This window comes from Sphingobium sp. S6, assembly GCF_905120495.1.
Lineage (GTDB): Bacteria > Pseudomonadota > Alphaproteobacteria > Sphingomonadales > Sphingomonadaceae > Sphingobium > Sphingobium agri.
Genome location: NZ_CAJHOG010000001.1, coordinates 450,356 through 473,434, shown reverse-complemented (window position 1 = coordinate 473,434; position 23,079 = coordinate 450,356). Strand labels below are relative to the sequence as shown.

The 23,079-nt window shown below is 63.9% G+C and carries 20 protein-coding genes; 2 read left to right on the top strand and 18 right to left on the bottom strand.

Features of this window, described 5'->3' with window-relative positions:
- Positions 1-11 precede the first annotated feature (11 nt).
- From SPHS8_RS02465 to SPHS8_RS02395, 15 genes are all read right to left on the bottom strand, one after another.
- Positions 12-764, bottom strand: a complete 753-nt coding sequence (locus SPHS8_RS02465; protein WP_201513736.1) for a class I SAM-dependent methyltransferase — start codon at positions 762-764, stop codon at positions 12-14.
- Positions 765-826: 62 nt separating this feature from the next.
- Positions 827-1,960, bottom strand: a complete 1,134-nt coding sequence (locus SPHS8_RS02460; protein WP_201513735.1) for a glycosyltransferase — start codon at positions 1,958-1,960, stop codon at positions 827-829.
- Positions 1,960-3,309: an exopolysaccharide biosynthesis polyprenyl glycosylphosphotransferase gene (locus SPHS8_RS02455; protein WP_443018541.1), complete on the bottom strand. Its 1,350-nt coding sequence runs from the start codon at positions 3,307-3,309 to the stop codon at positions 1,960-1,962. The genes SPHS8_RS02460 and SPHS8_RS02455 overlap by 1 nt, the downstream gene beginning before the upstream one ends.
- Before the next feature lie 106 nt (positions 3,310-3,415).
- Positions 3,416-5,311: an XrtA/PEP-CTERM system amidotransferase gene (locus SPHS8_RS02450; RefSeq protein WP_201513733.1), complete on the bottom strand. Its 1,896-nt coding sequence runs from the start codon at positions 5,309-5,311 to the stop codon at positions 3,416-3,418.
- An 11-nt stretch (positions 5,312-5,322) separates the two neighbouring features.
- Entirely contained in the window at positions 5,323-6,828 is a 1,506-nt protein-coding gene (xrtA, locus tag SPHS8_RS02445) for an exosortase A (RefSeq protein WP_201514845.1), read from the bottom strand.
- A 26-nt stretch (positions 6,829-6,854) separates the two neighbouring features.
- Positions 6,855-8,084 (bottom strand): TIGR03087 family PEP-CTERM/XrtA system glycosyltransferase, encoded by a 1,230-nt coding sequence (locus SPHS8_RS02440; RefSeq protein ID WP_201513732.1) that lies wholly within the window; start codon positions 8,082-8,084, stop codon positions 6,855-6,857.
- Positions 8,081-9,151 carry a FemAB family XrtA/PEP-CTERM system-associated protein gene (locus SPHS8_RS02435; protein ID WP_201513731.1) on the bottom strand — a complete coding sequence of 357 codons (1,071 nt, stop codon included), beginning with the start codon at positions 9,149-9,151 and terminating at the stop codon, positions 8,081-8,083. Before SPHS8_RS02435 ends, SPHS8_RS02440 begins: the two co-directional genes overlap by 4 nt.
- Positions 9,148-9,996, bottom strand: coding sequence for an XrtA system polysaccharide deacetylase (locus tag SPHS8_RS02430; RefSeq protein ID WP_201513730.1), 849 nt, complete (start codon positions 9,994-9,996; stop codon positions 9,148-9,150). Before SPHS8_RS02430 ends, SPHS8_RS02435 begins: the two co-directional genes overlap by 4 nt.
- A gap of 8 nt (positions 9,997-10,004) precedes the next feature.
- Positions 10,005-11,228: an XrtA/PEP-CTERM system-associated ATPase gene (locus SPHS8_RS02425; protein ID WP_201513729.1), complete on the bottom strand. Its 1,224-nt coding sequence runs from the start codon at positions 11,226-11,228 to the stop codon at positions 10,005-10,007.
- 19 nt (positions 11,229-11,247) lie between these two features.
- Positions 11,248-12,828: a hypothetical protein gene (locus SPHS8_RS02420; protein WP_443018540.1), complete on the bottom strand. Its 1,581-nt coding sequence runs from the start codon at positions 12,826-12,828 to the stop codon at positions 11,248-11,250.
- Positions 12,828-13,745, bottom strand: coding sequence for an AAA family ATPase (locus SPHS8_RS02415; protein ID WP_201513727.1), 918 nt, complete (start codon positions 13,743-13,745; stop codon positions 12,828-12,830). Before SPHS8_RS02415 ends, SPHS8_RS02420 begins: the two co-directional genes overlap by 1 nt.
- An 11-nt stretch (positions 13,746-13,756) precedes the next feature.
- The gene (locus tag SPHS8_RS02410) at positions 13,757-15,274 is read right to left on the bottom strand and encodes an XrtA system polysaccharide chain length determinant (protein ID WP_201513726.1); all 1,518 of its coding nucleotides are present in this window, start codon (positions 15,272-15,274) and stop codon (positions 13,757-13,759) included.
- A 1-nt stretch (position 15,275) separates the two neighbouring features.
- Positions 15,276-15,920, bottom strand: a complete 645-nt coding sequence (locus tag SPHS8_RS02405) for an XrtA/PEP-CTERM system exopolysaccharide export protein (RefSeq protein ID WP_201513725.1) — start codon at positions 15,918-15,920, stop codon at positions 15,276-15,278.
- A 133-nt stretch (positions 15,921-16,053) separates the two neighbouring features.
- Positions 16,054-17,286 (bottom strand): pyridoxal-dependent decarboxylase, exosortase A system-associated, encoded by a 1,233-nt coding sequence (locus tag SPHS8_RS02400; protein ID WP_201513724.1) that lies wholly within the window; start codon positions 17,284-17,286, stop codon positions 16,054-16,056.
- Complete coding sequence (locus SPHS8_RS02395) at positions 17,283-18,815, bottom strand: acyl-CoA ligase (AMP-forming), exosortase A system-associated (RefSeq protein WP_201513723.1); 1,533 nt, start codon at positions 18,813-18,815, stop codon at positions 17,283-17,285. Before SPHS8_RS02395 ends, SPHS8_RS02400 begins: the two co-directional genes overlap by 4 nt.
- Positions 18,816-18,865: 50 nt before the next feature.
- Between SPHS8_RS02395 and SPHS8_RS02390 the strand changes: the two genes are divergently transcribed.
- Entirely contained in the window at positions 18,866-19,867 is a 1,002-nt protein-coding gene (locus SPHS8_RS02390; protein WP_201513722.1) for a GNAT family N-acetyltransferase, read from the top strand.
- Positions 19,868-19,896: 29 nt separating this feature from the next.
- Positions 19,897-20,187 (top strand): acyl carrier protein, encoded by a 291-nt coding sequence (locus tag SPHS8_RS02385; protein WP_097091420.1) that lies wholly within the window; start codon positions 19,897-19,899, stop codon positions 20,185-20,187.
- 161 nt (positions 20,188-20,348) lie between these two features.
- On the opposite strand, the gene trxB is transcribed toward SPHS8_RS02385, so the two are convergent.
- The 3 genes from trxB to SPHS8_RS02370 form a co-directional block, all read right to left on the bottom strand.
- Positions 20,349-21,311: a thioredoxin-disulfide reductase gene (trxB, locus tag SPHS8_RS02380; protein WP_201513721.1), complete on the bottom strand. Its 963-nt coding sequence runs from the start codon at positions 21,309-21,311 to the stop codon at positions 20,349-20,351.
- 129 nt (positions 21,312-21,440) lie between these two features.
- On the bottom strand, positions 21,441-22,178 hold the full coding sequence (locus SPHS8_RS02375; protein WP_097091418.1) for a peptidase: 738 nt from the start codon (positions 22,176-22,178) through the stop codon (positions 21,441-21,443).
- A 24-nt stretch (positions 22,179-22,202) separates the two neighbouring features.
- Positions 22,203-23,075 (bottom strand): transglutaminase family protein, encoded by an 873-nt coding sequence (locus tag SPHS8_RS02370; RefSeq protein ID WP_201513720.1) that lies wholly within the window; start codon positions 23,073-23,075, stop codon positions 22,203-22,205.
- Between the last annotated feature and the right edge of the window lie 4 nt (positions 23,076-23,079).

Here is a 23,079-nt window from a genome sequence, read left to right as displayed (position 1 = left end):
GAGCAGCGCGCTCACCCCGCGGTGCTTCCCACCGGCTTGCGGGCGCGGAACAGGCGATCGTCGAGCGCGAAGAAATGGCGTGTGTCGGCATCGATGCCGCCCGCGTCGATCTCTTCCAGCTGGAACCCCGCATCCCGGATGCGGTCCGCGAAGTCGAGTCCATATTGGCGAACATGGTCCCACTGACCAAATCGCCGTTCCCGTTCACGCGGCGGGATGTCGAAGCTACCGTCTTCGGTCGGCTTGTCCCACAAGGGCACGATCAGCCAGGCTTCACCACCGGGTTTGAGCGCGCGATAGATATTGCGCAGGACGGCATGATCATCCGGCACATGCTCCATGACATGGCTGGCGTAGAACAGGTCGTAACGGTCCGCATCGGCCAGCGCCATCAGGTCAACGCGGCGCATGCCCGGGACGGAATAGCGCGCCGGATCAAGGTCGGCTGGCACATAGTTGGCGGCGGTCGAAAAGCGACGGACCAGGCTGCCTTCGTTGGGCGCCATGTGCAGAATGGCGCCTTGTTCCGGGACCGTGAGAGTCTTTTCCGCGATCAGATGGTTCATCAGCCGCTCGCGTGGCGAGGCGCCACAGTTGGGGCAACCCCATTCCGCATTGTCGCCATAGCGGAAGAAGCCGACGACCGACTGGCCGCAAGCCGTGCACGCCCGATTTGCGCGCGCACCTATCGCCTTGCGCAAGACGAGCATGGTCCGGGTCAGATGCTTGCCGGCGGCCTTTGCCACCCGCTGGAAAGTAATCACGCCTTGGCTCCGATCAGCATTGGGAGGGCCTATACATCATGCCCCGCCTTTGGCGAGAGGGATCAGCGTGACTTGGCGGGATTCCAGATGGTGATGGTGCGGCCCGACATGGCCTTCACCACCCCCTGAAGCGTGGCCGCATAAGCGATGAGAATGTCTGTCAGAGCGGCCAATGGGCCCGACTTGGCCCGCATTCCGAGCATCAGCAGAAGCAAGGCGAAGAACGCCGCGGCAAACGCCAGCAGAGGGGATATTCTCAACGCCAGCGACAAGGCTGCAAGCCCACCGGTCAGGATGAACACGCCCCCGAACCACCTGATGATCTTGCGCGACGCATATTTGAAGCGGTCGAGCGCCCCCATGCGCCGAAGCTGAGGCCGAAGATGCTGATGCGTGTGCCAGGCCCGCGCGGCAATGCGGACCTTCCGACGATATTCATCGCCCCTGCCCGCAACCAGCCTTTCCCTGGCGATGACATCCCTGGCCTTGACCAGACGCGCGCCCGCAAACACCACCGCCATGGACACCGTCAGGTCATCAAGCACGCTATCGGGGAAGACCGGATAGAGGCTGCGGCGGATGGAAAAGATCGATCCGTCCGCGCCCAGCACATTGCCGGTGCGCGATTCCTCGTCCTTCAAACGCTCCTCCATCCGCCAATAGAGCGAACCCACCGATGCTGTCGCGCTGTCCCCTTCACCAACATAGTGCAGCGAGCCGAGCACCCCACCGACTTGCGGATCGGCATAGCGGGCGAGAAGATTGCCGATCGCTCGTTCATCCAACATCACATTGGCGTCCGTGAAGATCAGGACGTCACCTGTAGCGCGCGCCGCCAGTTGCTTCATGCCATGCGCCTTGCCGCTGCGGCCCGGCCCCCGGATCAGCGTGACCAGATCGCCCTCTGCGGCGATCAGGGCCGCCGTTTCATCGGACGATCCATCATCGAACGCCAGGATCTCCAGGTCTGGATGGAAACACTTCAACATCGCGAGGTTGGCCAGCTTCTCGGGCATCGCCGCAGCCTCATTATAGGCGCAGAAAAGCAGCGAAGCCGACGGGGCAGCGCCCGCTCGGAGTGCCTCCGGCTTAGTAGGCAGAGCGCGCAGGATCAGCGGATAAAACAGAAACGGCCAAAGCAGCGCCACGATGGAGGCGACAAGGATAAGCAAAAGGGCTAGGTCAAGCGCACTCATCAATAGGCCTTGTGGTGCACGAGCACGCCGATGGTCGCGACGATGATCCGCAGGTCGCGCCAGATCGACCATTTCGTCACATATTCAAGGTCCGACTGGAGCCGGTCGATCAGGTCCTGATGATGGTCGGTCGATCCGCGATGGCCGCGAACCTGGGCAAGGCCGGTCATGCCGGGTTTGATGCAATGCCGCTCCCAATAGCGCTCATCGACTTCCCAATAAAGGCTGTCGCCCGCCTTGGCCGCCGCGGCATGGGGACGCGGTCCCACGATGCTCATGTCGCCGCGCAGCACATTGAACAGCTGCGGCAGTTCATCAATGCTGGTACGACGCAGGAAACGCCCGACCGGCGTCACTCGCTCGTCGTCACGCGCCGTCAGCTTGTCCGCATTGTGATCGGCCGCCTCGATCCGCATCGACCGGAACTTGTAGATGCTGAACGGCCGAGCATCGCGCCCGATGCGCGGCTGCTTGAAGAGGATCGGGCCGGGACTGGTCAGTTTCACCGCCAGTGCGGCCGTAATCAGTACTGGCGACATGATGATGGTCGCGACAGTCGCGACGATGATGTCGAAAATCCGCTTGATGATGCGGTCGCGGAACTGGAAGGGACCGCCAGCAACGATGATGGTCGGTTGGCCGTCAAACTCATCCACGCGCGCCGGGGCGAAGCGCAGCAGTTCCGGGACCACGATTTCCCCGCGCGCGGAAAGAGATTTGAGCGCAACCGACCAGTCACTCATCCGCTCCATCGGACATGCAACGATCACGCGCTCCGCCATGCCGACAGCCGCCGCCAGCCGTGCCGCCATGTCGGCATCGTGGCGGCCAGGACGCAGGTTCGCGGCGGCAGCGTCGATCACTTCCATGTGCGCGCCAGTCTCGATGTCCACGCCATCCCGGATGACGGCAGTGAGATGCGGCACCTCGCCCAGCAAACGAGCCCCAAGCCGGGCGATCGCCAGGCGCACCAGCGCCACGCTGACGGCGGAAAAGCCAAGGCCGGTGATGAAAGTTAAGCGCGAAAGCTGTTCAGCGATCTTGCCGAGATAGACCACCAGCAGCATCAGCAATGCCGCTTGCGCCAAGGCCAGCAGCCCGCGAAAGATGCCGCGCCGGATGTCGTCCAGCATATGGATGCCGTAGGCACCGCCCTGCACCGCCAGCAAGATGTAGAGTGGCGCGACCATGGCAAACATGACCAGGCCGTGCGGCTTGCCCGGCTCGCCGAGCAGCGCGCCCAGCACGAACCAGTTCGCCAGCAGGAAAGACAGGAACAGCCCCGCCAAGTCTCCAAGGAGGCACAGCAGGTAAAGTCGCGCCCGAACGATTTCCTTCGAAACTGTCACTTGCGTCCTTGCTTGCCCTTGACCCGCCCGCTCCGTTGGCACCGGTATGACTTGCATGCAAGGTTTTGCATGAGGGGCCCATGTCGCCAACCCGTCTGCGCGGCGGTCAGAGCCCGAACAAACGGGCGAGCGACTTGTCCAGCATCAGTAATTGCCAAAGCAGGCGACCATGATCCGCCATTCCGGCCTTGTGATCGGCCGCGATGCGCCCCAGCGCCTTGGCATCGAACCAGCCCGTCCGGGCAAGCGCCGATCCGCCAGCGATTGCGCTCGCCTCACCCGCCAAAGCCCCCCGAAACCAGCTGCTGATCGGCGTGACGAACCCCATTTTCTGACGATAGAGAATGTCGTGGGGCAGGTAAGGCTCCATCGCCTTCTTCATCAGATATTTGCCACTGTTGCCCCTGATCCGCTGGGCCACCGGCAGGCGGGCGGCGAACTCCACCAGCCGATGATCGAGCAATGGCTCACGCGCCTCCAGCCCCACGGCCATGCTCATCCTGTCGGTCTTGGTCAGTATGTCGCCGGGCAGCCAGATATGAATGTCGGCATATTGCGCCCGGTCCAAGGGGTCACGCGCGGGCGCCTGCGCCATCGCGCGGACATAGCGGTCCTCCGCCCGATAGGCTCCCAGTCGGCTCCGCATGTCCTGACTGAACAGCTTCTGGCGAAGAGCATGGGGGGTAACGCTGACGGACGCCGCATAGGCTTCGCTCCCCTCGCCTGCCAGTTCAAGGAAGGTGGACTTCGCCCGCAGCGATCGAGGCGCCCAATCAGCCTTGGGATACCAGCGGCCTAACGTGCCGAACAGCGGTTCGCGAACCGATGCCGGGATAAGCCCGCGCACCCGCTCCCCCTGCATCTGGAACCGATGGCGGCGATATCCGGCAAAGGCCTCGTCCGCGCCATCGCCAGACAAGGCCACCGTCACCTTCTCCCGCGCCAGTTCGCACACCCGGTAGGTAGGCAGCGCGGAAGCATCGGCAAAAGGTTCGTCGAAATGAAAGGCAAGCGTATCGATCAGACCATAATCGTCAGGCGACACGATCCTCATGCGGTGATCTGTGGCAAAGCGCCGGGCGATCCGGTCGGCATAAGCGCTTTCGTCCAGGCTCGCGACATCGAAGCCGATCGTGCAGGTCTTTACCGCCTGGTTGGAAGCCTCTGCCATCAGCGCCACGACGCTGGAACTGTCCACCCCACCGGACAGGAAGGCGCCCAGTGGCACATCGGACACCATCCGCGATCGAACCGCCTGCCGCATAAGGGCGACCAGTTCTTCCTCAAGAGCCTCCGGCCTCGCTTTGCTGCGTTCGGCGAAGCTTACGTCCCAATAGCGTTGCGGCTGCGGCACGGGCCGCCCGCGTACCAGCCGCAGGGTATGCCCCGCCCCCAGCTTGCGCACGCCTGCAACGATGCACGCGTCGTCGGGCACATAACCATAGGCCATGAAATCTTCGACCGCTGCCAGATCGGGCGCGCGGCGCAGCAACGGGTGGGCAAGAAGGCTCTTCAATTCCGATCCGAAGATCAGGCTGCCGTCCGAAAGCTGGGCATAATGGAGAGGCTTCACCCCCAGCCGATCGCGCACCAGCCAAAGCGACTGCGCCCGCGCGTCGAACAGGGCAAAGACGAACATCCCATGGAAGCGCTCGACACAGGCCTCGCCCCATTGGCGATAGCCGTGGAGGATGACTTCGGTATCGCTGTCGGTGCGGAACACATGGCCTTTCGCCTCAAGTTCGGCGCGAACCTCGGCAAAATTGTAAATTTCTCCGTTGAACGTGACGGCAAGGCTCTCGTCCTCGGTCAGCATCGGCTGTGCCCCCCCGCCAAGGTCGATAATCGAAAGGCGCACATGCCCCAGCCCCACGCCCGGCGCTGTCCAAATACCGCTGCCGTCCGGCCCGCGATGCGGCATGACGTCCAGCATGGCGCGCACCCGCGCCGGATCGACCGGCTTGGCCGTTTCAAGATGGAAGATGCCCGCTACCCCGCACATGCGAACGGGCTTTAGCGGATGCCGAGGCTGCGGTCAGCCAAATCCTTCACATCGCCAATGTCTTGCAGGAACAGGGCGATGGCGGGATCAGCGGGCTTGCCCTGCCTCTCTTCGGCCGAAACGATGATGGCAGCCGCTCGCTGATCGCGGCCAAGCAGCCGGGCGAACATCGTGTCGATCTTCACGCGCGGCGCGCTGCCCGTCACAGCGGCGTCTCCGACCTTGTAGAAGCTGACCGCGTGGCGGACCACCGGGCCAGGTGCAGTGATCTGCTCGCCCCGGCCATTGGCGGGAGCGGGCGCAGGGGACGACCATGACCAGCGCTGATCGGGATCGACCACGCCCTGAGCGAAGCCGACAAGCTCGCGCCCCTCATCCTGCCGATCGAAGGTGGCGATGGCGAGGTCGACCACCTCTCCCGCCGGATTCCGGTAGCGGCCAAGGACAAGATAGTCCGCTCCATCAAATCGCGGCCTCCAAGGGTAGGTGGGCTGGGCGGGAGTCAGAACCCAACCCTTGACCGGAGGCAGGAGCGGCGCAGCGGGCAGCGGCTTGCTCGCCGCCGCGCTCACTATGAGCCAAAGGGGCGCGATCAGTACCAACGCGCTAGCGGCACCGCCTGCGACGATGAGCGGAAGGCGGCCGCGAGATGCGGTCCCAAGCTTGGCGGGATCGAACCATGGCCCGCCCGGCCGTCGATCGAAGAATGGCCACGCCACCGCCATCGTCACAACCATGATGATCGCAAAGAAGACCCAGCCATATATGACATGGTCAAAGCCAACTGCGGTCTCGATGCTCGTCAGATGCGCCACCAATATGGTCGCGAAGGCTCGCAGGCCATTGGCCAGAACGGCCAGCAGCAGCGCGCCCACCAGGAAGAGGATACGGCGCACCCAGCTTGAAAAGCAGACATTGCAGACCAGCACGCCATAGGCGGTCATGGCGATCACGAACTTCGCGCCCGAACAGGCTTCCGCCACCCGGAAATATCCGGTCGGCGTCGTTATGAAGATGCCGTCGAGATGCGCGGGAACGCCAACGATCCCGAGAAAGACCATGCAGAGCCGCGCCGTGATCAATTGCAGCGGCGCGACCAGTTCCTCCCCCACCGGAATCATGAAGAAGGCATAGAAAAGAGGGAAAAGCAGCGCCCTCGCCACGGCAGGACCTAGCAGCGTGACCACGCCACCCTGCAACATCAGGATGATCGCGGCATGGCGGAACAACGCTACGCCCGCCGCAGCTCCAAGTAGCCAGGCGAATGCGCCCAAAGCCATCCAGAGCAATCCGGGGGCCCAGGCGACAGGCCGAAGCTGTCGCAAACCGGGAAGTCTCTGCTGCACCAGCCATGCGATCAGGAACGGAATGAAGAGGCAATGGCCGAAAGTGGAGGCATTCCACCAGATCGATACCATCCCGGCCACATCGCGATGAAAGAGCGTCAGGATCAGCAACGCCACGACGCCCAGCACGGCGAGATGCCCTCGCCAGCCTTCCACGCCGACGCTACGCATTTGAGGCAGGGGCAACGTCCCGTCGGTCACGCGGCAAGGATGCCCTTGGCGGGCGAAGGGCCGAACAGCATCTCCGGCAAGTCCTTCAACGTTTCGTCCCACCTGTAACGTTGCTCTACGCGCGAGCGGGCAGCGTCACCCAACCGCCGGGCACGTCCGGGATCGGCAAGCAGCGCGCAAATCCTGTCAACCTCTTCGGCAGGATCAGCCGCCATGAGAAAATGCACTCCGTCCTGCGCATCGATGCCTTCGGCTGCTTGCGGTGACGCGACGATCGGCCGGGCCATGGCCATCGCCTCCAGCACCTTATTCTGTATTCCGCGAGCGATCCGCAGCGGCGCAACCACGATATCCGCCGCCGCCAGCCAGCCACGAACATCGGGCACCGCACCGGTCACGACGACTCCGGGGAGTTGAGACAAGGCGCTCACCTGTGGAGCGGGATTGCGCCCGACAATGGCAAAGCATGCTTCAGGGTGCCTGACACGCAAGGCCGGCAAGCTGTCGCGCGCGAAGCTCTCCACCGCCTCAATATTCGGCCGATAGTCCATTTGTCCTGTGAACACGATGAGTGGACCGCCAAGCTGGGGGACCGGTTCGAAATCTGCCGCCGGATCGAAATATTCCAGCGCAACGCCATTATCCATCCCGGCGACGCGCGCCGTGTCGAGGCCGCTCGCCCCGCGGAACAGCGCGGCCTCCGCTTCGCTCACAAAAGCGCTGATGTCGGCGCGCGCGGCTGTGGCACGCTCAAACTCAAGCAGCACGCGTCCTTCGCGCCGGTTGATCCACCCCATGGGCCCGCCGCCTGCCGCGCCATAGCTCGCATATTTGGCGGAGTCGAAATCGACAAAGTCCATGACGAAGCGGACGCCCTCCGGAAGATCGGGCACGAAATTCGCCATCTGCACCGAATATCCCATCACGGCCGCAATCGGCCGTTCCGCTAAAGTCTTCCGCACCCATCGATGCAGGCGCGGGTCATCGAACAGGGACACCAGCATCGACTGCCGCTTCGCAAGCCCGGCAAGCCCAGCCATGACGCGGGACCGGTCCCGCTTCAGCACGCACTGGCTCGCCGTCATGGCAGCCATGGCCGGTGCGAAGCTCAGATCGCGATCATCATCGGCAAAGCAGCCGACATGCACAGGCCCGATCTCCGCAAGCCGCCTCAATATGTGGTAGGAACGGATCTTGTCGCCCCGATCGGGCGGAAAAGGGATGCGGTGGCAAAGGAAGAGGATCTCGCCCTTCATCCCAGCCCCCGCGAAATCAGCGGCCCGATCAGGTTGGCGATGGGCAGCGGCAGCTTCTTCCACATCTCCACGCGGCGCTGATAATGCGCGCTATTGGGGTTTATATCGCGCCGTTCGCCCGTTGCCGACCAGCTGTGATAGGCGAGCGGCACCGGATCGAAACCGAAGCTCTTCTTCCATGCGGCCTGCCCGCTTCCCGTTTTGGATCGCCCGAAATCGAAGATGCGCATGCCGCGCGTCCGCCCGTGGCCCATCAGCCGGTAATACATCAGTTCGTTGGAACGCAGCCGGCGCGCATCCGCGACGCCGCCGCCCCAAAAAGGCATGACCCGCCCCTGATGGTAGAGCGTCAGCACTCCCGAAACCGGCCGCTCGCCCTCATAGACGATCAAAATATCCGCGTCCTCGCCGAACGCAGCCAGCACTTCGCGAAACAGGCGTTTGGGAAAGACCGGCGTCCCGAGATTACGCACGCTCTGCGCATAAACATCATAATGTGCCTGCGCGAGACGTTGGTTCCGCCCAACCTCGACCCGCAGCGCCGGATTAGCCAGTGCCTTGCGCAGTTCCGCACGGTGCTTGCGCGGCACGGCGAGCAACTCGGCCTCATCATCCGGCGCGATCGGACGGACGAAGCCGAGATGACTTCCTTCGTGCACGCTCCAAGCCTCGCCCGGCGACGGGCCCCCACGCAGTTCGACCGAACCGATCCGGCGATCGCGCGCGAGCCCTTCAGCTGCGCAAGCAAGTGCCGAATGGATGGCAGGATCGCCAGCCAATATCCCGCCATCGACGGCAAAGCCCGAAGACACCAAAGCCTCCCCAAATAGGCGGCTCTTCATATGCGTGAGCGGCAGAAGTCCAGCGATCTGCCCGGACGAAGCCACTGCGGCCAGCATATATGCACGGTTGCCCGTCCCCCGCTCGACGGCCTTGATCCAGGCGGGCCGATGGAAGGGCGTTCCGTCCGCGCTGCCCTTCACGAAGGCATCCGCCGCGGCGACTTGTGCCGCATCATCCAGGTCCAGCGCGACCACGCCCACACCGGCCCCACCATCCAACCTCATGCCGCGCGCTCCGCCTCGCGAGCGACCAGCGCATCCACCCGCGTCCAGGCAAAATCGGCGGTCAGCCGCCGCAGCTTGCCCGCCATGACGGACAGATTGCTGTAATGGCGCAGGCGCGACCGGAGCGGCGCTTCCACCACGCGCGGCTGATCGGGATCGATCTCCCACGGATGGAAATAGATGATCGCGGGCCGTTGCTCCCGCCCATTCACTTGCCGGATCGCCCAGCGCGAAAAGCCATAAGGCAGCAGCCGGAAAAACCCTCCGCCGCCAGCCGCGAGCCGCCGACCGCCAAACTCGGCTGTCGTCACTGGCAGCTCAAGCAAATCCTGCCCCGCCACCGGCCGCCAGGCAAAGCGCGGCGATTCAGGCCAGCCATAATGGTCATGCCGAATGGGCGCGACGCTGCTCGAATAGCGGTAGCCTTCCTCCGCCAATATGCCATGTGCCCAGGGCGTGCGATGATCGATCGAAAAGCTCGGCGCGCGATAGCCGATGATGCGCTGCCCGCTGGCATCCTCCAACAGGGCGCGCGACCGTCGCAAATCGGCGCGGAACGCTTCCGGGCTCAATGTGAAGACGCGCGCATGGTCATAGCCATGGCTCGCCACTTCATGCCCCGCCTCCACGATCCGCCGCATCAACGGGGGATAGCGCTCCGCCACCCAGCCAAGCGTGAAGAATGTCGCGCTGACTCCTGCTTCGGCGAACAGGGCCAGCACGGCATCCGTGTTGCGCTCAACCCGGTGCGTCAGTCCGTCCCACGAAGACCGGCTGATCGTCCGCTCAAAGGCGCCGACATGGAACCAGTCCTCCACATCGACCGACAGGGCATTCAGCACCATGATCGCGGTCAGGCGGCAGCGCTGTGCGGCGCGTCGCCCATCCGCTGTTCACGTTCGACCCAGTCCACCAGCAGCGTCAGCACGCGGCGAAGCGCCGTGTCCTGCTCACCGACACGGAATTCCAGTGCGGAGAGCCGCTCCTCGATCAGGGTGAAACAATCCTTCAGCGCCTCGGGATCGACCGTCTGCATGGTGGCCTGCTCAAGCCGGAGCGCCTCGACGTCAGCACGCAGCCCGGCAATCTCGTCCATCAACGCAGGCGAAGGCTCGGGCTGGCGTGACCGCAGCGCATTGAGTTCAGCGCGCAAGGTCTCGCGCGCAGGTTCCGCCTGCGGTGCCACAGCCGCAGCAGCGGGTGCCGCAGCAGGCGCTTCCTCCGCGCGATCCAGCACGGATGACGGCATCGGCTGCACGGCCGCGTCGCTGTCCGCGCCCATATCTTCGATCACCGCCTGCACCGCTGCCGCATCGATCTCCGACAACTGGTCGAGCGCTCCCAACAGCAGCACACGGCTAGCGAGCACGTTGACTCGGCGCGGAACGCCCCCGGTCGCGGCATAGATCGCCGCGAAGGCTTCGGGGGTGAAATGCGGATCGCCATTCCACCCGACGATCGACAGGCGATGCTGGATATAAGGCTCGATCTCCTCGGGCTGCATCGGATCGAGATGATGAGTCGCGATCACGCGCTGGCGCAACTGCTCCAATTGCGCCGATTTCAGCAGGTCGCGAAATTCCGGCTGCCCGAGCAGGAATATCTGCAACAATGACTGCCCGCCCAACTGGAAGTTGGACAGCATGCGCAGCTCTTCGATGGCCGAAACGGACAGGTTCTGCGCCTCGTCGACGATCAGCAGCGACCGCCGCCCTGCCCGCGCCTGCCCATGCAGAAAGGCTTCGATCTGCCGCAATATCTGCGCCTTGGGCATGTCCTCGGTCGGCAAGCCAAAGCTCTGCGCCGTCAAGCGCAGCATGTCGTCGCCGCCCACCTGTGTCGACACGATCTTTACCGCGGTAAGCCGCGCCGGATCGATCGTCGCCATCAGATGTCCGACCAGCGTGGTCTTGCCCGCGCCGATGTCGCCCGTAATGACGATGAAGCCTTCGCCCTGTGCCAGGCCATAGCCCAGATAGGACAGCGCTTTCCTGTGGGTCGCGCTTTCGAAGTAGAAATGTGGATCGGGCGTCAGCTGAAACGGGCGGCCCTCAAATCCGTAGAACTGGTCGTACATCTCTTGTCTCCGGACGCGATTAGAAGCTGTACCGCAGGCCGACCTGGCCCATGGCGTTGATGACGGCATCCAGATCGTCCGCCTTGGCGCTGTCGAGCCCAAGCGAAGCGGATGCCTGAAGATTGCGGTTGATGAGGCGGTTGTAGCTGGTGAACGCGCCCAGGTTCAGCACGTCGAGCCGCGCGCCGCTCGCATCGAAATAGTTCGCGTAAATGGCGCTATCCAGGCTGGAACGGCTGTCGATGACATAGCTGAGCGATGCCGTGCCATACCAGTTCCGGTCCCGCGTCCCACGCACGAACACGGTCTGGCCCGAAGGCGTCACGAACTTGCGCTGCGAATAGCCAAGGCCGAGGCCAACGCCCCAAGGACCGCGCTGCGCCGCATATTGCGCAGCGACACCCCGATAGCGGAAGTTCGCGTCCGTGACTCCGGCCAACGCATCGTTGAAGCACTGCCCTCCCCCGCTTTGCGAAAAGGCGCAGCCGGTGAAGTCGCCCGTGAAGGGGTTGCGGACGACATTCAGGCTGCTGCCGGACACCGCCGCGACATTCGACGTGATGATCCGCCCGAAGCTGTCGATGCCGTCGAACACCACCAGCGCGAAGGACTGCCCCCGGCCCTGCCAGACGAAGCTGCCGCTATAGGTCATGCCGCCATAGCGTTCGCCGACACGCGCCTCCAGCGAGGTGCGGTGACTGGGCCGCCAAAGCACGCCCACGTCCCAGATGATGTCGTCAAAATCGTAGATAAGCGCGCGTGGCGAACTCTCGTCCGTGACATAGCGGCCGTTGCGGATGATGGGCACGCCGCTCACATCCAACTCGGGCGAGCGCTGGCTGATCTTGATCCTCTCATAGCCGACGCCACCGGCGATCGCGACGGTTGGCGACACAGGGAGGGTAGCGTCCACGCGGCCCCAAGCATCCTCGAACCGCTGATCAAGTTCGCTCGCATCCTCGCGGTCATATCCGGCGCTGGCCACGATGCCGATCGGCAGCCAGACACCCGGTGCCACGCCGACCGAACCAGCCAGGCTATGGGTCACGGAGTCCGCGAAAGAGCCCGCAGCGGACGCCCCGGCAAAGTCGGCATTCACATCTTCATCCACCCGCGCATAGCCAAGGCGATAGGAGGCAGTGACGTCGATGTCGCCGAAGGATGACGCGTAGGATGGGCCGACATAGCCTGCATAGACCTGGCTCGTCTGGCTGTCGTTCAACGTCGCCGCACCCGACAGGCCATCGGTGCGGATTCGGGTGGCAAGCGCCCCCGCATTGAGCGTCAGCCCCGGCGAGACCAGATACTGGCCCGAAATGATGCCGCTGATCACGTCCTGATCGCTGGCCTCACGCCCCCAGCCGAAGCTGTGATTATATTGAATATCTGCGACCGCCTCGACCCGGCGCGTCTGCAATTGCGCGGTCAGTCCCGCCGTAACATTGGTGTAGGTCAAGACATCGCCGCCGCCTTTCAGCGGCACGAGCACGCTCTGGTCGACGCCCAGATAAGGCGTGACATCGACCTTCCGCTCCTGCGCCATCACAGGCGACGCAGCTAGCGCTACCGCGCCCAGCAACGCCAGGGAAGTACGCAACATCATGCGTCCTCGCCCCCCTTGCCATAATAGCTGCCAAAGCGGCGGCCCGTGGCCGAGAAGGTGACGCCGTTCAGCAGCAGTTGCACCTGGCCCGCAGCTTTCAGCATGCCCGCCGCGTCGCGCAGCGCGCTTTCGCTGGTCTGGTCAGCACGCACCACCAACAGGGCTATGGCGGCATGGCTCGCCAGCACGGCACCGGCCGATGCCGCAAGCAGAGGCGGCGAATCGAACAGGATGATCCGGTCCGGCCGTCCCTCGGTCAGACGGCTAAGCAGCATTTCCGTCCGCGCGGACGCCAGATATTCGGTGTCATTGTTGCTGCGCTGTCCCGCGGGCAGCACGGCAAGAGACGGAATGTCAGTACGGATCACGCAATCCTCGATCGCGATCGACGGATCGACGATGGCGTCCATCAATCCTGGCCCGCTCGTCAGCCCGAGCGCCTCGGGAATGCCGGGCTTGCCAAAGTCGGCATCGACCAGCAGGATTTCCCGGTCCTTTTCCGCTGCCAGGCTAAGCGCCAGGTTGATCGCGCAGAAGCTCTTGCCCTCCCCACTATGCGCTGAGCAGACAAGTACGCGATTGCCGCGTGGATCATCGCCCAACTGCGCGAGAAGATCGCGCTTCAGCAGCCGAAATTCCTCGCTGATCGCCGTCACCGGCCCATCGGGCACCAGCCAGCCATTTTCGCCGAGCGTGATCCGATCGATGCTGTGCACCGGCCCGCGCCAATCCGGCGCGCGATGTCCTGCATCCGGCGTCACCGGCCGGGCGACCTCCACCACGGGCGGCATGGGCTCATCCGCAGGCACCTCGACCGCCGGAGCAGCACGCCCCTGCAAGGCCGCGCTGAAATCGTAGATCTCCGTCGCCCGCTCGATCAGCGAACCCTTGGACAGCGAGCTATGCTTGTTCATTGTCCCGCTCCTCAGGCCATGCCGCGCTGGATGAATTCGACGAGGATCAACAGCACGCACAGCGCCGCCAGCCCCCCGCTCGCACCGGCAAACCATTTGAACCGCTGCTTTTCGACCGCCCTCTGCGCGGCGCTCACCGTCTGCGTGATCGATCCGATGACCGGCAGGCCGACCGCCCGCTCCAGCCGTGCCGCCGTCGGGAAGCTGCCCTTGAGCTGCCCCATTGCAAAGGCGGTGCCGACGCCAGCACCGATGCCGACGATCAGCACACCCAGCAGCAACAGCGGCCGGTTTGGCGCGACCGGCGCGGTGGGTGCGCTCGGCGGATTGATGACGCGGAACTGGACAGAGCCCGTCTCGGTCTTCACGTCGCCGCGCAGGCGCACGTCCTCCCGGTCGGCCAGCAGCTTGTCATATTGGGTCTTCAGCACCTCATAGTCGCGGTCGAGCTTTTCCTGCTCGGCGGCAAGGCCCGGTTCATCGGTCTGGCGTGAGGACATGGCGTTCAAGTCAGCCTGAAGCTGCGCCTTGCGCGTCTGCAGCGCCTGAACCGTCGCCGCGCGTTCCGCCTGCATCGACTTGATCGACAGATAAGCCGGATTGGGCGAGCCAGCCGCCCCACCGCTACCGCCACCCTGCCGCCGCAGCGCATCGACCTGCCGCTGGGCCGCTATCACGTCGGGATGGTCACTGGTCCAGCCTCGCGCGCGCATACCGGCCAGATCCGCCTGTGCCTGTGCGAGCGCGGAAGGGCCGCCCGACGCGCCAACGCCCGGCAGCACTTGCGGCGTACCGGCAAGCTGGCCGTTCATGGCGCTCAGCGCGCTCGACGCCTGCACCAGCTGCGATTCGATATTGTTGATCTCCATCCGCGCCGCGTCCATGCGCTGGCCGATGGACCCCGCACCCGGCAGCATCCCCGCATAGCGCTGCTCGAACTCGACACGGCGCTGCTCGGCGGCGGCAAGCTGACGCCCACGCTGCGCGATCTGCTGGTCGAGGAAGGCAAGGCTCTGCCTGGTCTCGACCCGATCTGAGGACAGGTTGGTTTCCTGGAAAATCTCGATCAGCTTCTGCACCGCCTGCTGCGCGATCCGCGCATTGGCGCCGTCCGACAGGCTCGAATCCGCCGACTTGGCGCTGATGTCGATCATGCTCGGGTCAGCCTGCGCCATCACGGTGATGCCTTCGCGCAGCGCCGTGATCTTGGCCGCGATGTCGCGCGGGCCGCTGATCGTCTGGTTGAGGTCGGTTTCCTTGACCACCCGCTCCAGATTCGCCGTGCTCGCCAGCGTCTGGCGCACGCGGTCCAGATCCTGCTGCGACTGGACCTGCGTGATGCCGACCTTGTCCTGCAAGAGCGACTGCGTGTTCACATAGACGCGCGCCTTGCTCTCATAGCTGTTGGGGACCAGGGCAATGCCCAGCCAGCCCAGCATGCACACGCCCCATGCCACGGCCAGCGCCAGCCAGCGCCGGGTCCATATGCCATGAAGGGCGATCAGCAGTTCGTCGTAAAGACCCGCCATATCAGAACATGCTTTCAGGAATGATGATGACATCGCCCGGTGCCAGCATGACGTTCGCCTTACTGTCGCCGCGCTTCAGCAGATCGCCGATACGGACGTTGAATTCCTGCTGCTTGCCCTGCTCCTTGTTGAAGCGGACGAGCCTCGCCCGGTTGCCCGCCGCATATTCGCTAAGACCTCCAACGGAGATCATGGCGTCAAGCAGCGTCATGTTTGCACGGTAAGGAATGGAGGCAGGCTTTTCGGTCGCGCCGACGATCCGCACCTGCTGGCTGAACGTGCCAGAGAAATTGTTGACGATCACCGACACCAGCGGATTTTCGATATATTTGGTGAGCGCCACCTTCATGTCGTCGGCCAGCTGCTTGGGCGTCTTGCCCACGGCGGGCATGTCGGCAACCAGCGGCGTCGTGATGCGCCCGTCCGGCCGTACCTGAACCTTCGCGCCCAATTCCGGATTGCGCCACACGAAGATGGTGAGGTCGTCGAGCGGGCCGATCACATATTCTTCGCCCGGCCCCTCCTGCTGCGCCACGAAGGATGCGGGCGGCAACTGGGGTCCACCGCCGCCCGAAGCGCAGCCCGACAGCGCCAAAGCAGGCAGCGATGCGCCGATCAAAGCCCGGGAAACCGACAGGAAACGCATATCTTCACCTCATGACAGGGCCGCACGCAAGCACAGCCGCCAGAGAGGTGAAGCGGCCGCAAAGCGATGGGCTTTGGGCCTCTTCTTGCCTTCAAAGGGTAAAGATACGGTTAGGCGTCAAACTATTGGTATATCAGCCAAGTAGTAGTTCGAGTGCAGGCGGATGGCCGAGGAAGGCCGAAGGGCTTGCAGACGCTCCATAGGCCCCTGCGGCGAAGATGGCGATCAGGTCCCCTTCCACCATGGGGGGCAGAGCGACCTTGTCCCCCAGCTTGTCGATCGGCGTGCACAGGCACCCAACTACCGTCACCGCCTCCTCAGCAGGCGAAGCGCCGTAACGGTTCGCCACCGCCATCGGATAGTTGCGCCGCACCACCGTGCCGAAATTCCCGCTCGCCGCCAATTGGTGGTGGAGCCCGCCATCAACCACGACGAACGTCTCGCCCTGGCTCTGCTTCACATCGACCACACGGGTCAGATAGACACCCGCCTCGCCCACCAGCCAGCGGCCAAGCTCCATCGCAAATTCACTGTCCGCCAATATGTCGGCCCGCGCCTGGAGTGTCTGGCTCAACGCATCTCCGATCGGCGCGATGTCCAACCGCTGATCGCCCGGAAAATAGGGAATGCCAAATCCGCCACCCAGATTGACCAGCGGCGGCGCAACGCCCACGGCGTCCGAAAGCCGCGCCGCCAATCCCACAGTCGCCGCCTGCGTCTCGATCAACGCTTCCGCCGCGAGCGCCTGCGATCCCGCGAAGATATGCCAGCCGCGCCAGTCAGCCCCCGCATCGATCAGCGTGCGGGCAAGCCCGGCTGCGCGATCCGCATCGACACCAAAGGGCTTTGCGCCGCCGCCCATCCTCATACCCGAGCCCTTAAGATCGAAATCCGGATTGACCCGCACCGCCAGCCGGGGCGTCCGCCCCCGCTTCTCGGCAATCGCAAGCGCGCGCCGCGCCTCACCCTCCGATTCCAGGTTCAGCGTCACCCCAGCGTCAATCGCGGCGGCAAGTTCGTCGTCGCGCTTTCCCGGCCCGGCAAAGCTCACATGCGCGGCATCCATGCCCGCTTCCAGCGCACGCGCCAGTTCACCGCCCGAAGCCACGTCAAAGCCATCGACCAGCCGCGCCATGCGCTCCAGCAGCGCCGGATAGGGGTTCGCCTTCACCGCATAATGGATCGACAGTTGCGCAGGCATGGCGTCGCGCAAGTCACGCACCTGCCGTTCGACTATCCCCATGTCGTACACGAAGAGCGGCGTATCTCCCGCTTCGTCAACCAGGCTCGCCGCGCCGCATCCGCCGATCAGCAACATGCCTTCTTCACCCTCGAAAAAGGGCGGAACAGGTCCCATCGGCTTCATCGATCAGATTCCTTGGCAAGAGCTACACGGTCGATCTTGCCATTGGGCGTGCGCGGAAATTCCGCCAGCCTGATAATCGTCCGTGGCTGCATGAAATTGGGCAGTTCGGTCTTCAACCTTGTCTCCACCAAAGCCTCGGCCTCCGCCTCGACTGATCGGATGAGCAGCAGCACCGCCTGGCCCAACCGTTCATCCTTGATCCCCAGCGCGACAGCTTCCGCAACGCCCGGCACGGCTACGGCCGCCTCCTCGATCTCCGTCGGACTGATGCGGTTGCCAGAAGACTTGATCATCGCGTCATCGCGGCCGACGAAGTAGAGCAGCCCCTGCTCATCGCGCCGCACGGTGTCACCGGACCAGACCGCAATGCCGCCATAGCGAGAGGACGGCGGCGCAGGCTTGAACCGCTCCGCCGTACGTGCCTCATCCCGCCAATAGCCCTGCGCCACGAGCGGCCCGCAATGAACCAGTTCCCCCGCTTCATCGTCATCGGTCAGGCTGCCATCCGGCCGCACGACCAAAATCTCCGCATACGGGATCGCCGACCCCATCGAATCCGGATGGCTGTCCACCAGCGCAGGCGGCAGGTAGGTCGAGCGGAACGCCTCCGTCAGGCCGTACATCGGATAGAGGTCCGCCTGCGGAAAAAGGCTGCGCAGTTTCGCCACCAGCGGCCGCGTCAGCGCTCCCCCGCTGTTCGTCAGGCGCTTGAGCTTTCCCGCCACTTCCGGCTTCCATTCGAGCTCCGTCAGCTGAACCCAAAGCGGCGGCACCCCGGCCAGCGTCGTAATGTCACGCTTGTCTACCGACTTCATGACGTCACGCGCTGTCAGATAGTCGAGCGGATAGACACAGCCGCCCGCATACCAGGTCGAAAACAGCTGATTCTGCCCATAATCGAAACTGAAGGGCAGCACGCACAGCGTCCGGTCCTGCGCGCCAAGCCCAAGATAGCTGGCCACGCTCACCGCCCCGAGCCACAAATTGGCGTGGCTCAGCATCACGCCCTTGGGCCGCCCGGTCGATCCGCTTGTGTAGAGGATCGCCGCCAGATCATCCGGGCCTGCTTCAGAGGGCGGCAGTCCATCCCCGCCACTCATGGCCGCGGCTGCATCCTCCTCCCGCAACAGGCGGCAGTCACCCGGCAGGTCGTCCGGCTCCAGGGTATCCAGCCGCGCCGGCGAGCCAATCAGCAACCGCGCGCCGCTGTCGGCCAGAATATGCGCCACCTGCCCATGTTTCAGCAGTGGGTTGACCGGCACATGAACCAGCCCCGCACGCGGCGCGGCAAGCGGCATCAGCGCAGCAACCGGTCCTTTCGCAATCCAGCTGGCGACCCGCGCGCCTTTCTCAAGCCCGAACCCCGCCAGCCATGCAGCCAGACGGCCAAGTGTCTCTTCCAGTTCAGCGAAATTCTGTGATCCCGACCGGCCATCCAGCGCCGGGCGCGCCGGATCGCCACGCAGCAGCAAGTGGTCAATCGGGCGAACTTCCTCGCCATCGATCAGGGTGGCGCTGCTTAACTCCATTTCCAGACTTTTCACCTATGGTGTGGGGACGGTGCCGGGGAGATAATGATTTGCTGGTCACAAGGGAATATAGCACGATCGCCGAAGCCCGGCTGGCGTTGGCGGGCCGCATGGATCGCGCCCTTTCCCTCTTCGACCGCATCGATTGGTTCGAATCGCTCCACCATCATTGTCTTGCAAGCAACCCCGTCCGCATTCTCCAGGCGCAGGAAGGCTCGAACGAAGCCTGGCTGTTCCTGCTATCGCCCTCAAACGATCGCCAGAGCGCGCTCGCCAACTGGTACAGTTTCGCTTGGGCACCGGTCTATCTCGGCGATCCCGACGCGCAAACACAGCGGCGTTTGGTGGAGGTTCTCGCCGCCATTTTGTTCAAGACGGGCCGCCATATCGACCTCTATCCCGTCGCGGACAGCGCCGACCTGCTGCTCGATGCCTTCCGCCGCAGCGGATGGTTCGGCGTGCGTCGTCCGATGGGCGGGCGCCACGTCCTAAACCTCAACGGCCGCGACTTCGCGGCCTACTGGGCCGACCGCCCCAGCCGCTTGCGCAATCAGGTCCATCGGAAGGCCCGCTCCAACCGCTTCACCTTTGAAATCCGCCATGACGTCACCGACGCGCTGTGGCAGGATTATGTGGCGGTCCATGCGAGCAGCTGGAAACAGCCTGAACCCGGCCTTTCCTTCCTGCGCGCCTTGGCGGAGCGGGAGGCCGACGCCGGTACGTTGCGGCTCGGCTTCGCGCGCCTCAAGGGTCAGCCCGTGGCGACGCAGTTCTGGACCGTGGAAAACGGCACGGCCCTGATCCACAAGCTCGCGCACGACAGGGCCTTCGATGGCGCGTCCCCAGGTACGCTGCTCAGCCATGCCATGTTCGCTCACGCCATAGATGCCGACAAGATCAGCCATATCGACTATGGGACCGGCGACAATGCCTATAAAACGGAATGGATGGAGGAGCGCCAGACGCTCTATCGGCTCGACTTCTTCAATCCCCGTTTTGCCTCCACCTGGTTTCCCGCCGCCCGCACAGCCATTTCCGCCCTTGTGGGCTAGGAGCGGAACGACTAGGTAGACGCCCCATCATGCGGGCGGAAACCTCTATGCCGGTCGACCGGACAAGCGACATGACGAAGCCGATGCGCGATCTTCTGCGCGATGTGCTGGGCCTTTCTCAGGAACGGGTCGACGCGTTCGACGCCGACACGCCGCTATTCGGCGCGCTGCCGGAACTGGACTCGATGGCCGTCGCCAGCCTGCTTACGGAAATGGAAGACCGGTTCGACATCCTGATCGAGGATGACGACATCGACGGCGAAACCTTTGAGACCTTCGGAACACTGGTCGCTTTTGCGCAGGCGAAGACAGAGGCCTGAAAAGTCCTCCACTCAATACCAACAGGTCCGCTCGGGCTGAGCCTGTCGAAGTCATTCCCTTTCTTCGACGAGCAAGGAAAGCCCTTCGACAAGCTAAGGGCGTACCCTAGATAGCTGGGCCTCAAACAGGCGAGGCGCGCAATGCGCGCCCGCCCATCGCCCTACTCCGCTGCCATCGCCTCGAAATCAGCCTCTGCCAGAAATTTCTCGACGTCCAGCGCCGCCATGCAGCCCATGCCAGCAGCCGTCACCGCCTGCCGATAAATCTTGTCGCTGACGTCGCCAGCCGCAAAAACGCCAGGGATGGACGTGCGCGTCGTGCCCGGCTCCACGACCAGATAGCCGTCGTCCATCGGCAGCTTGCCCGCGAAGAGCTCCGTCGCCGGTTGGTGGCCGATCGCGACGAAGGCGCCGTCCGTTTCGATATGCGAAGCCTTGCCCGTTACGGTGTCGATCAGATCGACGCCAACCAGCCCTTCCGGATTGCCCCCGCCGACGAACCGCTCGATCTTCTGGTTCCAAAGCACCTTGATGTTGGGATGCGCAAACAGCCGCTGCTGCAAGATCTTCTCCGCCCGCAGCGAGTCGCGGCGGTGGATTAGCGTGACGTCATGGCTGTGGTTGGTGAGGTACAGCGCCTCCTCGACAGCCGTATTCCCGCCGCCGATCACCACCACCTTCTTGCCGCGATAGAAAAAGCCGTCGCAGGTAGCGCAGGCCGACACGCCCTTGCCCTGCAACTGCTGTTCGCCTTCAGTGCCCAGCCACTTGGCCTGCGCGCCAGTCGCAATGACCAGCGTGTCCGCGAAGTAACGCGTGCCGCTGTCCCCGGTCAGGCGAAAGGGTCGCTCCGAAAGGTCGACATCGACGATCTGATCATACATCATCTGCGCGCCGACATGCTCGGCCTGCGCCTGCATCTGCTCCATCAGCCACGGCCCCTGGATCACGTCACGGAAGCCCGGATAATTTTCCACGTCCGTGGTGATGGTCAGCTGGCCACCCGGCTGCATGCCCTGCACCACGATCGGCGCCATACCCGCCCGCGCGCCGTAGATGGCGGCCGAAAGCCCGGCCGGGCCAGAGCCCAGGATCAGCATGCGAGTGGAATGCGTTGCAGTCATCTAAAGGTCCCCAGCTCATGGATTCGTGTGCCGCGATGACATAGGCAGCAGCGTCCCGCGCGCAACCCTCCCGATCATCGGAAATCACTCGATTGTTGCCGATTTCCGGCTTCCGCGTTGCCACGCGAGTCAATCCATGACGTTGGGCAGGTCCTCAAACCCCTTGCGCAGCGCCGCCGACCAGCTGTGCGAAAGCAGCTGGAACTCCTCATTATCGGCTTCGATGCGTGTCTTCACACGAAAGTCGAACTGGTCCCGCTCGATCACCGTCAGGTCCAGCGGCATGCCGACGGACAGGTTCGACCGAAGCGTCGAATCCATCGACACCAGCACCGCCTTCGTCGCATCCTCCAGCGTCGTCTCCCGCTTGATGATGCGGTCCAGGATCGGCTTGCCATATTTATGCTCGCCAATCTGGAAGAACGGCGTGTCCTCGGTCGCCTCGATGAAATTGCCGGCCGAATAGATGAGGTAAAGGCGCGGCTTGCCCCCACGCCGCTGCCCCGCGAGCAGGATGGAAGCGTCCGCGCCCGATCCCTGCATCTCTATCGTGCTGCGATAATGCTGCTGCATCTCGCACATTGCATCGCCGACCAACTGCGCCGCCCTGTGCATGGTCGCGCAATTGAGGATGCTTTCGACATCGGGATCAAGCTGTGCCTCCTTGATCGCTTGACCCAGCATCGTCTTGACGCCTTGCGTGATCGACAGGTTGCCCGAGCACATGAGGACGATCGCTCGCTCGCCAGGCACACTGTAGGTAAAGCTTTTCCGGAAGCGGGCGATATTATCCATGCCCGCATTGGTGCGAGTGTCCGACAGCATGACCAGACCCTGGTCCACGCGCACCGCCACACAATAGGTCATCGCCCACCGGGCTCCTATATTCGTTCAACCCTGCGGGATGGCGGTCTGAAGGCTTTGTTGTTGCTGGCGTTGCAACTGCCTTTCTTCCACCCCTTCCTCCGCCTGCGCGATCCGAACGTCCGCGTCAATCCACATCTCGCCCGCCGCCGTCACCGATCCCCGGATGGGCGCCGCCGCATTGGCATCCAGCCCGGATGCCAGCCGCAGATAGCGTTCCGTAACGCAGACCCGGTTGGAGGGATCGAAGCCGACCCAGCCCAGGTCCGGCACCAAAGCTTCCACCCAGGCATGTGTTTCATGCAAGGCGACACCGCCCTCCGCCAGCAGATATCCCGTGACGTAGCGCGCGGGAATCCCCAATATCCGCGCCGCAGCGATAAATATCTGCGCATGATCCTGACACACCCCGGCCCCCAGCGCAAAGGCCTCCGCCGCTGTGGTCGCCGACGATGTAACGCCGCTGCGATAAGCCACGGCATCGCTGACCGCCGCCGACAACGCATGCAGCCGCGCCAGCGGCCCATCCGTATCGGGCAAAGAAAGCGCCATCGCGCGGATCGCGTCGGAAGCGCGGGTTAGCGGCGTCTCCCGCAGGAAAAAGGCAGGCGGCACGCCACAGCTGACATTGCCCATTACGCCACTGGTATCCACCGTTTCGGCCAGCCCCTCCGCGACGATCGAGGCGTCGTCCAGCCGGTCGTGGCGGATCCAGACCGCCTCCATCTCGCCGAAACTGTTGGGACGAAAGGCCTCGACCGGCTCGCCATTCACGCTGACCCGCCACTCCAGCACTTTCTGCGACGCCGTATCGATCGGCATCAGCTTCAGGCGCATTGCCACACGGCCTGCCGCCGCTGCGTAGCGATAAGTCGTCTGGTGACGCACCAGCAATTTCACGGTG

Bases quoted from the DNA above. Each gene is read 5' to 3' on its own strand.
- SPHS8_RS02460 (WP_201513735.1), bottom strand. From the start codon at position 1,960: ATGAGTGCGCTTGACCTAGCCCTTTTGCTTATCCTTGTCGCCTCCATC.
- SPHS8_RS02450 (WP_201513733.1), bottom strand. From the start codon at position 5,311: ATGTGCGGGGTAGCGGGCATCTTCCATCTTGAAACGGCCAAGCCGGTC.
- xrtA (WP_201514845.1), bottom strand. From the start codon at position 6,828: ATGCGTAGCGTCGGCGTGGAAGGCTGGCGAGGGCATCTCGCCGTGCTG.
- SPHS8_RS02440 (WP_201513732.1), bottom strand. From the start codon at position 8,084: ATGAAGGGCGAGATCCTCTTCCTTTGCCACCGCATCCCTTTTCCGCCC.
- SPHS8_RS02435 (WP_201513731.1), bottom strand. From the start codon at position 9,151: ATGAGGTTGGATGGTGGGGCCGGTGTGGGCGTGGTCGCGCTGGACCTG.
- SPHS8_RS02430 (WP_201513730.1), bottom strand. From the start codon at position 9,996: ATGGTGCTGAATGCCCTGTCGGTCGATGTGGAGGACTGGTTCCATGTC.
- SPHS8_RS02425 (WP_201513729.1), bottom strand. From the start codon at position 11,228: ATGTACGACCAGTTCTACGGATTTGAGGGCCGCCCGTTTCAGCTGACG.
- SPHS8_RS02420 (WP_443018540.1), bottom strand. From the start codon at position 12,828: ATGTTGCGTACTTCCCTGGCGTTGCTGGGCGCGGTAGCGCTAGCTGCG.
- SPHS8_RS02415 (WP_201513727.1), bottom strand. From the start codon at position 13,745: ATGAACAAGCATAGCTCGCTGTCCAAGGGTTCGCTGATCGAGCGGGCG.
- SPHS8_RS02410 (WP_201513726.1), bottom strand. From the start codon at position 15,274: ATGGCGGGTCTTTACGACGAACTGCTGATCGCCCTTCATGGCATATGG.
- SPHS8_RS02405 (WP_201513725.1), bottom strand. From the start codon at position 15,920: ATGCGTTTCCTGTCGGTTTCCCGGGCTTTGATCGGCGCATCGCTGCCT.
- SPHS8_RS02400 (WP_201513724.1), bottom strand. From the start codon at position 17,286: ATGAAGCCGATGGGACCTGTTCCGCCCTTTTTCGAGGGTGAAGAAGGC.
- SPHS8_RS02395 (WP_201513723.1), bottom strand. From the start codon at position 18,815: ATGGAGTTAAGCAGCGCCACCCTGATCGATGGCGAGGAAGTTCGCCCG.
- SPHS8_RS02385 (WP_097091420.1), top strand. From the start codon at position 19,897: ATGCGGGCGGAAACCTCTATGCCGGTCGACCGGACAAGCGACATGACG.
- trxB (WP_201513721.1), bottom strand. From the start codon at position 21,311: ATGACTGCAACGCATTCCACTCGCATGCTGATCCTGGGCTCTGGCCCG.
- SPHS8_RS02375 (WP_097091418.1), bottom strand. From the start codon at position 22,178: ATGACCTATTGTGTGGCGGTGCGCGTGGACCAGGGTCTGGTCATGCTG.